Origin of the sequence: uncultured Bradyrhizobium sp., assembly GCF_947648125.1 — a bacterium.
Taxonomy (GTDB): Bacteria; Pseudomonadota; Alphaproteobacteria; order Rhizobiales; family Xanthobacteraceae; genus Bradyrhizobium.
Window position 1 is genome coordinate 1 of sequence record NZ_CANSMR010000038.1, and the last position, 13528, is coordinate 13528.

A 13528-nucleotide genomic window follows, 5' to 3' on the forward strand; every position below is an offset into this window, starting at 1 on the left:
AACCCGACCCTGTGGTTATGGGTCCCTGCTTTCGCAGGGACGACGATTGTGGATGCAGGCCGTGCCACATTCAGTGTCGTCCTGGCGAAGCGGAGCGCGGAGGCGTGTGCCGCCTAGCGTTCCGTCAGCTTCAGCTCGATGCGGCGGTTGCGCTTGTAGGCGTCTTCGGTCTGCGCGGTGTCGAGCGGCTGGAATTCGGCGAAGCCGGCGGCGACCAGGCGCTGCGCCGGCACGCCGAGCGAGACCAGATATTGCACCACCGAGATCGCGCGCGCAGAGGACAGCTCCCAGTTCGACTTGAACAGCGGGCTGTTGATCGGCCGGACGTCGGTGTGGCCGTCGACCCGCAGCACCCAGGCGATTTCGGCCGGGATCTGCTTGTCGAGATCGATCAACGCATTCGCCACGGTGTCGAGCTCGGTCTTGCCTTCCGGCAGCAGCGTCGCCTGGCCGGTATCGAAGAACACTTCGGACTGGAACACGAAGCGGTCGCCGACGATGCGGATATCGGGACGGTTACCGAGGATCGCGCGCAGCCGGCCGAAGAATTCCGAGCGGTACTTCGACAATTCCTGCACCCGCTGCGCCAGCGCGACGTTGAGGCGCGAGCCGAGATCGGCGATCCGGCTCTGCGATTCCTTGTCGCGCTTCTCGGAGGCGTCGAGCGCCTCCTCGAGCGCGGCGAGCTGGCGGCGCAGCGCGCTGATCTGCTGGTTCAGCACCTCGATCTGCGCCAGCGCGCGCGACGACACGCTCTTCTCGGACTCCAGCGCCTTGTTGAGTTCGTTGGCACGGCCCTGGGCGTCGTTGCCGGAATTGGCCAGCCCCTCATAGAGCCCCTTCATGCGGTCGCGCTCGCCCTCGGCAGAGGCGAGGCCGGCGCGAAGCTGCGACACCTGGTCGTCGAGCGTCAGCTTGGAGAGCTTCTCCAGCGACAGCAGGTCGTTGAGCTGGGCGATCTTGGCGTTGAGCTGCTCCAGCGCCTTGTCCTTGCCGGTGACCTCCTGGGACAGGAAGAATTGCACGACGAGGAACACCGACAGCAGGAACACGATCGACAGCACCAGCGTCGACAGCGCGTCGACAAAGCCGGGCCAGTAGTTGAAGCCGGATTCGCTGCGGCGCGAGCGGGCGAGGGCCATCAAGCATTCTCCTCAACTCTCGTGTCCCGGACGCGGTGCAGCGTGCAACGCTGCGGCGCAGAGCCGGGACCCATGAACTCTGTGTGCCCCGGCTCTGCAGCGCATCACTTCGTGCTGCGCAGCGTCCGGGGCGCGCGTTCCTAGCTCTTCTCGGGTTGGCGCGCGAGGCGCTCGAGCAGCCGCTTGATCTCGCGGTTCTGCTCGCCCTGGCCGTCGGCCCATTCGCGGATCATCTGCTGCTCGGTGCGCATATGTGCAACCAGCCCCTGGATCGCCTCGGCAAGATTGGCCATCGCCGCCGTGGTGCTGCGGCCGCCGCCGCCGGCGCCACCTTCCTCGAAGGTCGCACGCAGCCGGTCGATCGCGCCCTGCAGGTCGGCACCGCCGGCGCCGACACCGTCGCCGGAAATGCCGCGCACGGTGGTGGCGAGCCAGTCCTCGAGGTCGGTGTAGAAGCGGTTCTGGGCCTGGCTCGATTGCAAATCGAGGAAGCCGAGGATCAGCGAGCCGGCGAGGCCGAACAGCGAGGACGAGAACGAAATGCCCATGCCGCCGAGCGGGGCGGCGAGGCCCTCCTTCAACGTGTCGAACAGCGCGCCGGCGTCGCCGCCGACCTTGAGCCCGTCGATCACTTTGCCGACCGAGCCCACTGTCTCGATCAGGCCCCAGAAGGTGCCGAGCAGGCCGAGGAACACCAGCAGGCCGGTCATGTAACGCGAGATGTCGCGGGCTTCATCGAGGCGGGTTGCGATCGAATCGAGCAGATGCCGCATGGTCTGCTGCGAGATCGACATCCGCCCGGTGCGCTCGCCGCCGAGGATCGCGGCCATCGGGGCAAGCAGGGTCGGACGGCGCTCGATTGCGAGGCCGGGATCGGCGATGCGGAAATTATTGACCCAGGCGACCTCGGGATAGAGCCGGATCACCTGGCGGAACGCCAGGATGATGCCGATCAGCAGCACCGCGCCGATCAGGGCGTTCAGCCCGGGATTGGCGAAGAAGGCGGTGACGATCTGCTTGTACAGCACGACCCCGACCAGGCTGCAGAGCACCAGGAACACCAGCATCCGCACCAGGAAGATCCTGGGCGAGGACAGCTTGCTCAGTTCGATCTCCATGTCGGAGCGGGAAGGGGGCATTGCCGGGTCATCCGTTCGCGAAGGCCGCATCTGCCAGCAATATGGCACAGCGGCGGAGTGAGGAAAGCCGAATCCAAAGGCGGATGGCATAACCTTGGGTTGAGACCGGGCAGAGTGTTGCCGCTTTGCGCAGCATTCCGGCGCTTCGGCGCATCAGCCTGTTCGGAAGGCGCCAATCCCACGCGCGGGTCGCGAGACGACCTCGGGTTGCACACATCGCCGGGCGAGGCGCGCCGCGATCGGCGATTCGCGCGCCGCGCATTGCGACTTTGCAATCTGCGGCATTCCCGCACAGGCAAAAGGCGTTTTCCCGCTCACGCAGTCCTTAACGCATTTCCACAGCCTGCGATGGAACCCGCTCACAATGCAGTGACCCGATAAAACATGTTGCGAAATCAGGGTGATAGCGTTCTGTGACAATGAGCCGCCGAAAAACGCATTGCGTCGCAGCAACGAGATTTTATTTTCACCGCAGCAACGCGAGCGCTGTCGCCGTGACACCGCCGTTCGTTTGTTCAAACCTCTCAGGGGCGATCATCTCAATGTCTGGACTTCGCGCGCAATCGGCATGCATTGCTCTGATGCTGGCCGTGACGGCGCCACTGCTTGCTGGCTGCGACGAGCCGAATTCCGCGACCGCCGCCGTGCAAGCACCCGAGCCGGACGTCAGTGTCGTCACCGTGAAGCAGCAGGCGCGCGCGATGGTGCGCGAGCTGCCGGGCCGCATCGCGCCGACCCGCGTTTCCGAGGTGCGCCCGCGCGTCTCGGGCATCGTCGTCAACCGCATGTTCCACCAGGGCAGCGAGGTGAAGGTCGGCGATCCCCTGTACCAGATCGATCCGCGCCCGTTCGAAGTCGAATTGCAGTCGACCGAGGCGGCGCTGGCGCGCGCCAAGGCCGTGCTCGAGCAGACCTCGCTGCAGGCGCGCCGTATCGCCACCCTCACCAACCAGCGCGCGACCTCGGAGGCCGAGAACGAGAAGGCGATCGCCAACCTGAAGCAGGCCGAAGCCGACGTGCAGGGCCGTGAGGCCGACGTCGCGCGCGCGAAACTCAATCTGGACTATGCAACGATCCGCGCGCCGATCGACGGCATCATCGGTGCTGCCGTCATCAGCGAAGGCGCGCTCGTCGTGCAGAACGACGCCGCGAGCCTTGCGACCATCCAGCAGCTCGATCCGATCTATGCCGACTTCCAGCAGTCGGTCACCGAGATGAACCAGCTTCGTCGCGCCTTCGAGAACGGCGATCTCGACCGCATCGAGTCCGACGCGATGAAGGTGCGTCTCGTGCTCGACGACGGCTCGATCTATCCGCTGCCGGGCAAGCTGTTGTTCTCCGACGCCAAGGTCGACGCCCATACCGGGCAGGTCACCCTGCGCGGTGAGTTCCCGAATCCGAATCGAGTCCTGCTGCCGGGCATGTATGTCCGCGTGCAGATTGAGCAGGGCATCGACACCGATGCGATCGCCGTGCCGCAGCAGGCGATCCAGCGCAATGGCGGCGGCGGCAGCGAGGTGTTCGTCGTCAAGGGCGACAATCACGTCGCGGTGCAGCCGGTGCGCACCGGCTCGCTGCAGGGCGGTTCCTGGTTCGTGACCGAAGGCCTCAAGGCCGGCGACAAGGTCGTCGTCGAGGGTTTCCAGAAATTCGCCGCCGGCGACAAGGTGCGACCGCTGGCCTGGCGTGAGATCGACGCTGCTGCGGCACCGGATTCGCAGCAGACCGCGCACGCGGTGAAGTGATCCGACATGCCCGGCTTTTTCATCGACAGGCCGATCTTCGCCTGGGTCGTCGCGCTGTTCATCTGTCTGGTCGGCGCGATCTCGATTCCGCTGCTCGCGGTCGCGCAGTATCCGATCATCGCGCCGCCCTCGATCTCGATCTCGACGAGCTATCCCGGCGCGTCGCCTGAAAACCTCTACAACAGCGTCACGCGGCTGATCGAGGAGGAGCTCAACGGCGCCGCCAACATCCTGAACTTCGAATCGACCTCCGACTCGCTCGGCCAGGTCGAGATCATCGCCAACTTCAAGCCGGGCACCGACACCAGCCAGGCCTCGGTCGAGGTACAGAACCGCCTCAAGCGCGTCGAGGCGCGGTTGCCGCGCGCCGTGATCCAGCAGGGCATCCTGGTCGAGGAAGCCTCGTCGGCCGTGCTGCAGATCATCACGCTGAACTCGACCGACGGCTCGCTGGATGAAGTGGGCCTCGGCGACTTCATGATCCGCAACGTGCTGGGCGAGGTGCGCCGTATCCCCGGCGTCGGCCGCGCCACGCTCTATTCGACCGAGCGTTCGCTGCGCATCTGGATCGATCCGGCCAAGCTGGTCGGCTACGGCCTGTCCGCCGACGACGTCAACAAGGCGATTACGGCGCAGAACGCCCAGGTCGCCTCCGGCAGCATCGGCGCCGAACCGAGCACCGACACGCAGAAGATCTCCGCGCAGGTCCTGGTGAAGGGCCAGCTGTCCTCGCCCGACGAGTTCGGCGCGATCATCCTGCGCGCCAATGCCGACGGCTCGACGGTCCGCCTGCGCGACGTCGCGCGGATCGAGATCGGCGGTCTCAGCTACCAGTTCAACACCCGTCTCGACGGCAAGCCGACCGCCGGCCTTTCGGTGCTGCTGTCGCCGAAGGGCAATGCGCTGGCGACCGCGAGCGCGGTCGAAGCCAAGATGAAGGAGCTGTCGCGCTTCTTCCCGGCCAATATCTCCTACGAGATTCCCTACAACATCACGCCCGTCGTGAAGGCCTCGATCGAGAAGGTCCTGATGACGCTGGTCGAGGCGGTGGTGCTGGTATTCATCGTGATGTTCCTGTTCCTGCAGAACATCCGCTACACCATCATTCCGACCATCGTGGTTCCGGTGGCGCTGCTCGGCGCCTGCGCGACGCTGATGATCGCGGGTTTCTCGATCAACATGCTGACCATGTTCGGCATGGTGCTGGCGGTCGGCATCCTGGTCGACGACGCCATCGTCGTGGTCGAGAACGTCGAACGCATCATGGCAGAGGAGGGCCTGCCGCCGAAGGAAGCCACCAAGAAGGCGATGTCGCAGATATCAGGCGCCATCATCGGCATCACGCTGGTGCTGATGGCGGTGTTCGTGCCGATGGCGTTCTTCCCCGGCTCGGTCGGCATCATCTACCGCCAGTTCTCGGTCACCATGGTGGCGGCGATCGCGTTCTCGGCGCTGCTCGCGCTGTCGCTGACGCCGGCGCTGTGCGCGACGCTGCTCAAGCCGGTCGAGAAGGGTCACGGCCATGCCCGCAAGGGCGTGTTCGGCGCCTTCAATCGCGTGCTCGACAGCAGCCGCGCGGGCTATGTCACCACCGTGCAGGGTGGGCTGAAGCGCACCGGTCGCCTGATGCTGATCTATCTCGTGCTGTTCGTGGGCGTCGCCTACGGCTTCGTGCGGCTGCCGGGCGGCTTCCTGCCGGTCGACGACCAGGGCTTCATCACGACCGACGTGCAGACGCCGTCGGAGTCGTCCTATGCGCGGACCGAAGCTGCGGTCGAGCAGGTCGAGAAATACCTGAAGGATCGCGCCGGCATCGAGAACGTCACGTTCCTCACCGGCTTCAGCTTCCTCGGCCAGGGCATGAACACCGCACAGGCCTTCATCACGCTGAAGGACTGGTCGGAGCGCGGCTCGAAGGATTCCGCCGCCGCCATCGTTGCCGATATCAACCGCGACCTGTCGTCGACGATCCGCGATGCCAGGATCTCGGCGCTGCAGCCGCCGCCGATCGACAACCTCGGCAACTCCTCGGGCTTCTCGTTCCGCCTGCAGGACCGCGGTCAGAAGGGCTATGCGGCGCTGATCGCGGCGTCCGACCGCCTGATCGCGGAGGCGAATGCCAGTCCCGTGTTGCAGAAGGTCTATGTCGAGGGCCTGCCGCCGGCGCCGCAGGTCAATCTGATGATCGACCGTGAGAAGGCGGGCGCGTTCGGCCTCACCTTCGAGGACATCAACAACACGATCTCGACCAACCTCGGCTCGAACTACATCAACGACTTCCCGAACCGCGGGCGGATGCAGCGCGTCATCGTGCAGGCCGACAAGACCAGCCGCATGAACGCGGACGACATCCTGAATTACAATGTGAAGAACAGCCGCGGTCAGTTGGTGCCGTTCTCGGCCTTCGCCACCATCGAATGGTCGAAGGGGCCCACTCAAATCGCGGGCTTTAACTACTATCCGGCGGTGCGCATCTCCGGCGAGGCGAAGCCGGGCTTCACCTCGGGTGACGCGATCGCGGAGATGGAGCGGCTTGCCGACAAGCTGCCGCGCGGCTTCGGCTATGAGTGGACCGGCCAGTCGCTGCAGGAGAAGCTGTCGGGCTCACAGGCGCCGTTCCTGCTCGCGCTGTCGGTGCTCGTGGTGTTCCTGCTGCTCGCCGCACTCTATGAGAGCTGGACCATTCCGCTCGCGGTGCTGCTCACGATTCCGCTCGGCATTCTCGGCGCGGTGGTGGCGGCAACGCTGCGCGGGCTGTCCAACGACGTCTATTTCACCGTCGGCCTGATCACCATCATCGGCCTCGCCGCCAAGGACGCGATCCTGATCATCGAGTTCGCCAAGGATCTGCGCGCGCAGGGCAAGCCGCTGGTCGAGGCGACCATCGAGGCGTGCAGCTTGCGCTTCCGCCCGATCCTGATGACCGGTCTCGCTTTCGTCTGCGGCGTGCTGCCGATGGCGATCGCCACCGGTGCCGGCGGCGCCAGCCAGCAGGCGCTCGGCACGTCGGTGATGGGCGGCATGATCGCCGTCGTGATCCTCGCGCTGCTCCTGGTGCCGGTGTTCTTCGTCAGCGTGCAGCGTGTGCTGGCGGGAGATCGCGAGAAGGCGCCGGAGAACGCCGAAGTCTACGGCCCGCCTGCGCCGGCGAGGATCGGTCACTGATGTTCGAGACGACGGCCGACCAGCTCAGCGGCTTGCTTTCGCATGCCGACCAATCCAGATTGCATCTCTGGATTGAACGGGGGGCGTACAGGCAACCCGGGGATTGAGGGTATGTGATGCGGCCGACCGATATTGCGATCTCGAATTATCGCTCCATTCGCCGGCTCACCATGCCCATTCAACCGCTGTCGGTCTTCATCGGCGAGAATGGCGTCGGCAAGTCCAATCTCTACAAGTCCCTGTCGCTGCTGCGCGACGCGGCGACCGGCCGGATCACGCGCACGATCGCCGACGAGGGTGGGCTGAACTCGGTCTGCTGGTCCGGCTTTCGCAAGCGGGGCGAGGATGGACGGCTGCGGCTGGCGGCCAGATTCGAACACGTCAATTACTCGATCGAGCTCGGACATCCCGGCCCGGTCGAGGCGGCGTTTCCCGGCGAGCCGATGATCAAGTCCGAACGCATCGAGGCGATCCACGGCAAGCGGAAGGTCCTGATGATGGAGCGGACCAATTCGCACGTCAGCGTCCGCGGCGAGACCGGCGCCTGGAGCGAGCACAAGAATGCGGTGCTACCATCGGAAACCGCGCTCGCGGATTTTCTCGACGGCAAAGCGTGCCCCGAGATCGACCTGATCCGAAACGCGCTGCAGAGCTGGCGCTTCTATCACGATTTCCGTACCGATCCGGGCTCGCCGATCCGCAAGCCTTGTCTGGCGATCACGACGCCGTCGCTGAGCGCTGATGGCAGCGATCTGGCTGCGGCCTTGGCAACGCTCAGCGCGATCAGGCAAGATGCGGTCGATCTGCAGGATGCGATCGACGACGCGTTCCCGGGCGCCGAACTGCGGGCATGGGCGGAAAACGGGCGGTGCGAATTCGAGCTGCAGCAGGCGGACGTGCCGCGTCCGTTCAAGGCGCACGAACTATCCGACGGCACGCTGAAATATATCTGCCTGCTCGCCGTGTTCATGGGCTATCGGCTGCCGCCGTTCATCGCGCTGAACGAACCCGAGACCAGCCTGCATCCATCGCTGCTGGCGCCATTGGCGAGGCTGATCGCCAGGGCGTCGCGCCGCGCCGACATCTGGATCGTCACCCATTCGGAGCCTTTGATGGAGGCGCTGCGGAGCGAGAGCTCGGTGCCGCTGCGCCGGGTGGTCAAGGCGAAGGGCGCCACGGCCATCGAGGGCCTGACGCTCGGCGGTGAATTTCGTGACGGCGAAGACGACGAGGATGACGACGACGACTAGATCGAGCCGTCGCGCTATTGCCCGAGCGGCTTCAGGATCTTGATCAGCTCGCCGTGCACGAACTCGTTGCCGCAGACGACGTGGCCGGTCAGCAGCGGGTCGTCACTGCCCTGGATACCGGAGACGGTGCCGCCGGCTTCCCGGACCATCAAGAGGCCGGCTGCGACATCCCAAGACTGCAGATTGCGCTCCCAGTAGCCGTCGAGCCGGCCGGCGGCGACGAAGGCGAGGTCGAGCGAGGCGGCGCCGAAGCGGCGGAAGCCCGCGACCTTGCTCTGCAGCGCGGCCATCTCCTGCAGCGCCAGCTGGTGATTGCCGCGGCCGATATGCGGCAGGCCGCAGGCGACCACGCATTCGTTGAGTTGGCGGCGGCCGGCGACGCGCAGCCGCTGGTCGTTGAGGAACGCGCCCTTGCCGCGCTCGGCGATGTAGAGCTCGTCATTGGCGGGATTGTAGATCACGCCCGCGATGATCGTGTCTTCGCGCTGAAGCCCGATCGAGATCGCGAATTGCGGGATGCCGTGCAGGAAGTTGGTGGTGCCGTCCAGGGGATCGACGATCCAGGTGTGGGTCTTGTCGCTGCCTTCGCGCTTGCCGCCTTCCTCGCCGAGGAACCCGTAGCCGGGCCGGGCCTTCTCGAGGTCGGTGTAGAGCATCTCCTCGGCGCGCTTGTCGGCGAGCGAGACGAAGTTCGCCGGCCCCTTCAGCGACACCTGGAGGTGTTCGATCTCGCCGAGGTCGCGCTTGAGGCTGCGGCCGGCGCGGCGCGCGGCCTTGACCATGACATTGATGAGGGCGGAGTAGAGCATGATTGGCGATTTCTTTGGTGCGATGGTGCCGTGGCGGCGGGTTCAGATGTAGTCCCGTCATCCTGAGGAGCGCGGAACGCGCGTCTCGAAGGATCGACGGTCACCAGTCGGGGGCCGTGCATCCTTCGAGGCTCGCTCCGCTCGCACCTCAGGATGACGGGGCGGGAGGGGAACTGCCTTGGATTCGCGGACTGGGGTGCCCTCTGGAGGCCGCCCCGTCAAGGCGTCATTTGACGTTGTTTCCGATCCATTTTCGCGCGGCTGCCTCGCCCTTGGCGCGGTCTTCCGGGCTCATATCGGCGAGGATGTCGTCGAGATCGGGGTCGCCCTTGCCGGCGGTCTTGGCGACCGTGTGCCATTTCAGCGCCTCGACCTTGTCCACCGGGGCGCCCGCGCCGGTCGCCAGCACATGGGCGAGGCGGTTCTGCGCGATCGCGCTGTTCTGCCGGGCAGCCTTGCGCAGCAGCGCCACCGCCGCCGGCACATTCCGCGGCGTGCCGGCGCCGTTGTAGAGCGCGATGGCATATTCGACCTCGGCATCGACATTGTCGGCCAGCGAGGCGGCCTGCAGCAGCCGGGCCGCCTTTTCGAGGTCCTTCGGCACGCCGGTGCCTTCCTTGTAGAAGGTCGCGAGCGCGTATTGCGCCTCGGGGCTGCCGGCGTCCGCGGCCATCCGCAACAGCTCGGCGGAGCGCTTGAGGTCCTGCGGCAGGGTCTGGCCGTCGAGATAGAGCAGCGCGAGGTTATAGGCCGCCTTCGGTTCGCCGAGCTTGGCCGACGAGGCCAGCAGCTTGACCGCGGAATCCTTGTCCACCGCGCCGCCACGGCCGGCGATCCGCATCATCGCGAGCGCGAACATCGCCTCGCGGTCACCGGCGTCGGACGCGCGCTTGTACCAGTCGTCGGCCTTGACGTAGTCGCGCTTGACGCCGAGCCCGTTGGCATAGAGCTCGCCCAGCATCGTCATGGCCTTGGCATCGTTGTTGTTCTGGGCGCGCACCATCGCCAGGTCGAACGCGGTCTTGTACATGCCGCGCTGATAGGCGCCGTAGACGAGGTCGACATTGGGATCGTCAGGCGTCGGGGTCGGCGAGGGTGTCGGGGTGGCCGTTGGTGTGGCGGTGGGCTTCGGCGCGGGCTTCTTCGCGGCGGGCGCATGCACCTTTGGCTTCTCTTTCGGCGCCTCCTTCTTCGCGGGCGGCGGCGTCTGTGCCGGCGGCGTGATCGAGAGCTGCGCCATCGCGCCGCTCGCCAGCATCGTGCAGCCGAGCGCAACTCCTATCGGACGCAGGCATTTCATTCCGGCGTCATCCCTCGGCCTTGGCCTTGCCCAATGTGCCGGCATGCGCGTGCGCAACCGCTTCGCCGATCTCGACGAGTGCGGCCTTGGCGCCGCGCGGATCGGACCAGATGAAATCTCCGACCAGCACGAAATCCGCGCCGGCCGCGGCGAACGCCTCGGCTTCCTCGCGCGAGGTCGCAAAGCCGACGCAGGGTGGCTCGAACAACTCGTCCCACCATTCCAGCCGCTCGGCGATCGCCTCAAGCGAGGGCCGCTGTCCCTTGGCGTCGGGCTCGCCGAACAGCACATAGTCGGCACCGGCTTCGCCCGCGGCCATGGAATCGTGGCGCGTCGCGAGCCCGCCGACGCCTGCGATACGGTCGGGCTTCAGCGCAGGCATCGCCTCTTCCATCGCGGCGATGCCGGTCAGGTGTGCGCCATCGGCGCCGGCGCGGGCCACGATATCGGGATGGCCGTCGATCAGCAGCGCCGCACCCGCGTTCTGGATCGCAGGCGCCAGCGCCTTGATGGTGGAGATGATGCTGCGCGGATCGGTCTCGCGCAGCCGCACCAGAACGGCCGCGACGTCGGCCGCGGGAAGCAGGTCGGCAAGCTCGGCCGCAAGCTGCAACGGCTCGTCGACCGGCGGGGTTGCCAGATAGAGGCGCGGCACCGGCGGCGGCGGAACGGGCTTGGTGGCCAACTATGCCGCCTGTTTCTCGAGGCCGGCTTCCCAATTGCCGGTGCTCGCCAGTCCGTTCATCCGGGCGCGATGCGAGAAGGCGCGCTGGCCCGCGGGAACATTGTCTGATTTGCCGGACCACGCCTTCTGCGGCGCCGCCTGCAGCGCACGGCCATAGGAGAAGGTCAGCCGCCAGGGCAGGTGGCCGATCTTGTTCATGGCGTCGAGATGCGCGGTCGCTTCCTCGTCGCTCTGTCCGCCGGAAAGGAAAGCGATGCCGGGCACCGCGGCCGGCACGCAGCTCTTGAGCAGGCGGATGGTCTTCTCGGCGACTTCCTGCACCGACGCCTGCTTCGGGCACTTCTTGCCCGAGATCACCATGTTGGGCTTCAGGATCATGCCTTCGAGCGCGACGCGCTGCACCCGCAATTCCTGGAAGGTGCGGTTCAGCACACGCTGCGTCACCTCATAGCAGCGGTCGATGTCGTGATCGCCGTCCATCAGCACCTCGGGCTCGACGATCGGGACGATCTGTGCGGCCTGGCACAGCGCGGCATAGCGCGCCAGCGCGTGGGCGTTGACGCGGACCGCGGTCTGGGTCGGAATTCGCGGCCCGATATCGATCACGGCGCGCCATTTCGCAAAGCGCGCACCGCGCTCGTAATATTTCTTCAGGCGCTCGGCGAGCTTGTCGAGGCCGGCGGTGACGAGTTCGCCCGGGCAGTTCGGCAGCGCCTGCGTGCCTTCGTCGACCTTGATGCCGGGAATGCTGCCGGCCTGCTCGATCAGCTTGACCAGCGGCGTGCCGTCCTTGGCATTCTGCCAGATCGTCTCGTCGTAGAGGATGACGCCGGAGATGTACTTGCTCATCGCCTCCTGCGAGCGGAACAGCATCTCGCGGTAGTCGCGGCGACTGTCTTCGGTCGAATCGACCTTGATGGCGTCGAAACGCTTCTTGATGGTGCCGGAGGATTCGTCGGCGGCGAGGATGCCCTTGCCCGGGGTGACCATGGCGAGCGCAATTTTGTTGAGGTCAGCGAGGTTCATCGGGGGCGTCCTCCGGAGCCATTGCCTTTGCAAACCAAAATAGGCGGTTCTCGGGCAAATGCCTAGAAAACGTTGGTCGCGGCCGATGTTTGTCGCAGCCGGCGATCAAGCCCCGGGACACCGTTTCCGACTGCGTCAGAACCGGTGTCCCGCCTTAATGATTCAGGCGAGAAGTTGTCAGGCGACCTTGTCAGGCGACCTTGGGATCGAGCGCGCCCGCAGCGTAGCGCTTGGCCATTTCCGCCGTGGTCAGCACCTTCTTGATCTTGCTGGCCTGGCCCGCGGTGTTGAACTCCTGCAGGCGCTGCTTGCACAGCTTGGTCATCGCCTCCATCGCGGGCTTCAGGTACTTGCGCGGATCGAACTCTTCCGGATTGTCCTTCAGCACCTTGCGGATCTGGCCGGTCATCGCCATCCGGTTGTCGGTGTCGATGTTGATCTTGCGCACGCCGTTCTTGATGCCGCGCTGGATCTCGGCGACCGGCACGCCCCAGGTCGGCTTCATCTTGCCGCCATTGGCGTTGATGATTTCCTGCAGCTCCTGCGGCACCGACGAGGAGCCGTGCATGACGAGATGCGTGTTCGGCAGCTTGCGATGGATTTCCTCGATCACGTTCATGGCGAGGATGTCGCCGTCGGGCTTGCGGGTGAACTTGTAGGCGCCGTGCGAGGTGCCCATCGCGATCGCCAGCGCGTCGACCTTGGTCTCCTTGACGAACTTCACGGCCTCGTCCGGATTGGTCAGCAGCTGGTCATGCGACAGCTTGCCTTCGGCGCCGTGGCCGTCTTCCTTGTCGCCCATGCCGGTCTCGAGCGAGCCGAGCACGCCGAGCTCGCCTTCCACCGAGATGCCGCCGAGATGGGCCATGCCGGTCACGGTCCTGGTGACGCCGACATTGTAGTCCCAGTCGCCGGGGGTCTTGCCGTCGGCCTTCAGCGAGCCGTCCATCATGACCGAGGTGAAGCCGGCCTGGATCGCGGTCATGCAGGTGGCGGGCTCGTTGCCGTGGTCGAGATGCACGCAGACCGGGATCTGCGGATAAATCTCGGTGACGGCATCCATCATGTGCTTGAGCATGACGTCGTTGGCGTAGGACCGCGCACCGCGCGAGGCCTGGATGATGACCGGCGCGTCGACCTCGGAGGCCGCGGCCATGATCGCCAGTGCCTGCTCCATGTTGTTGATGTTGAAGGCAGGTACGCCGTAATCGTGCTCGGCCGCGTGATCGAGCAGTTGCCGCAATGTTATGCGAGCCATTCCATTTCT

General features: G+C 65.8%; 10 protein-coding genes. 3 read left to right on the top strand and 7 right to left on the bottom strand.

Annotated features, from left to right (window positions below; all coding sequences use genetic code 11):
• Window positions 1–113: 113 nt before the first annotated feature.
• Together Q0030_RS36495 and Q0030_RS36500 are read right to left on the bottom strand one after the other, a co-directional pair.
• Window positions 114–1142, bottom strand: a complete 1029-nt coding sequence (locus tag Q0030_RS36495; RefSeq protein ID WP_298378679.1) for a peptidoglycan -binding protein — start codon at window positions 1140–1142, stop codon at window positions 114–116.
• A gap of 140 nt (window positions 1143–1282) precedes the next feature.
• Window positions 1283–2281 (bottom strand): flagellar motor protein MotA, encoded by a 999-nt coding sequence (locus tag Q0030_RS36500; protein ID WP_298378682.1) that lies wholly within the window; start codon window positions 2279–2281, stop codon window positions 1283–1285.
• Between the two features lie 542 nt (window positions 2282–2823).
• Here Q0030_RS36500 and Q0030_RS36505 point away from each other — a divergent pair.
• The 3 genes from Q0030_RS36505 to Q0030_RS36515 all read left to right on the top strand — a co-directional run bounded on the left by Q0030_RS36505 (window position 2824) and on the right by Q0030_RS36515 (window position 8441).
• Window positions 2824–4026, top strand: coding sequence for an efflux RND transporter periplasmic adaptor subunit (locus Q0030_RS36505; protein WP_298378685.1), 1203 nt, complete (start codon window positions 2824–2826; stop codon window positions 4024–4026).
• A 6-nt stretch (window positions 4027–4032) separates the two neighbouring features.
• The gene (locus Q0030_RS36510; protein WP_298378687.1) at window positions 4033–7191 is read left to right on the top strand and encodes a multidrug efflux RND transporter permease subunit; all 3159 of its coding nucleotides are present in this window, start codon (window positions 4033–4035) and stop codon (window positions 7189–7191) included.
• 116 nt (window positions 7192–7307) lie between these two features.
• The gene (locus Q0030_RS36515) at window positions 7308–8441 is read left to right on the top strand and encodes an AAA family ATPase (protein ID WP_298378689.1); all 1134 of its coding nucleotides are present in this window, start codon (window positions 7308–7310) and stop codon (window positions 8439–8441) included.
• Between the two features lie 14 nt (window positions 8442–8455).
• Here Q0030_RS36515 and Q0030_RS36520 read toward each other — a convergent pair whose 3' ends face one another.
• The 5 genes from Q0030_RS36520 to fba form a co-directional block, all read right to left on the bottom strand.
• Window positions 8456–9250: an inositol monophosphatase family protein gene (locus Q0030_RS36520; RefSeq protein WP_298378691.1), complete on the bottom strand. Its 795-nt coding sequence runs from the start codon at window positions 9248–9250 to the stop codon at window positions 8456–8458.
• A 226-nt stretch (window positions 9251–9476) separates the two neighbouring features.
• On the bottom strand, window positions 9477–10550 hold the full coding sequence (locus Q0030_RS36525) for a tetratricopeptide repeat protein (RefSeq protein WP_298378693.1): 1074 nt from the start codon (window positions 10548–10550) through the stop codon (window positions 9477–9479).
• A gap of 7 nt (window positions 10551–10557) precedes the next feature.
• Complete coding sequence (locus tag Q0030_RS36530) at window positions 10558–11235, bottom strand: thiamine phosphate synthase (RefSeq protein ID WP_298378694.1); 678 nt, start codon at window positions 11233–11235, stop codon at window positions 10558–10560.
• Window positions 11236–12261 (bottom strand): class I fructose-bisphosphate aldolase, encoded by a 1026-nt coding sequence (locus Q0030_RS36535; protein ID WP_298378696.1) that lies wholly within the window; start codon window positions 12259–12261, stop codon window positions 11236–11238.
• 190 nt (window positions 12262–12451) lie between these two features.
• Complete coding sequence (gene fba, locus Q0030_RS36540; protein ID WP_097673655.1) at window positions 12452–13519, bottom strand: class II fructose-bisphosphate aldolase; 1068 nt, start codon at window positions 13517–13519, stop codon at window positions 12452–12454.
• Window positions 13520–13528: the final 9 nt, after the last annotated feature.

What these genes read in the sequence shown, in the direction of transcription:
- Q0030_RS36495 (WP_298378679.1), bottom strand. Translation starts at nt 1,142, where the DNA reads ATGGCCCTCGCCCGCTCGCGCCGCAGCGAATCCGGCTTCAACTACTGG.
- Q0030_RS36500 (WP_298378682.1), bottom strand. Translation starts at nt 2,281, where the DNA reads ATGCCCCCTTCCCGCTCCGACATGGAGATCGAACTGAGCAAGCTGTCC.
- Q0030_RS36505 (WP_298378685.1), top strand. Translation starts at nt 2,824, where the DNA reads ATGTCTGGACTTCGCGCGCAATCGGCATGCATTGCTCTGATGCTGGCC.
- Q0030_RS36510 (WP_298378687.1), top strand. Translation starts at nt 4,033, where the DNA reads ATGCCCGGCTTTTTCATCGACAGGCCGATCTTCGCCTGGGTCGTCGCG.
- Q0030_RS36515 (WP_298378689.1), top strand. Translation starts at nt 7,308, where the DNA reads ATGCGGCCGACCGATATTGCGATCTCGAATTATCGCTCCATTCGCCGG.
- Q0030_RS36520 (WP_298378691.1), bottom strand. Translation starts at nt 9,250, where the DNA reads ATGCTCTACTCCGCCCTCATCAATGTCATGGTCAAGGCCGCGCGCCGC.
- Q0030_RS36525 (WP_298378693.1), bottom strand. Translation starts at nt 10,550, where the DNA reads ATGAAATGCCTGCGTCCGATAGGAGTTGCGCTCGGCTGCACGATGCTG.
- Q0030_RS36535 (WP_298378696.1), bottom strand. Translation starts at nt 12,261, where the DNA reads ATGAACCTCGCTGACCTCAACAAAATTGCGCTCGCCATGGTCACCCCG.
- fba (WP_097673655.1), bottom strand. Translation starts at nt 13,519, where the DNA reads ATGGCTCGCATAACATTGCGGCAACTGCTCGATCACGCGGCCGAGCAC.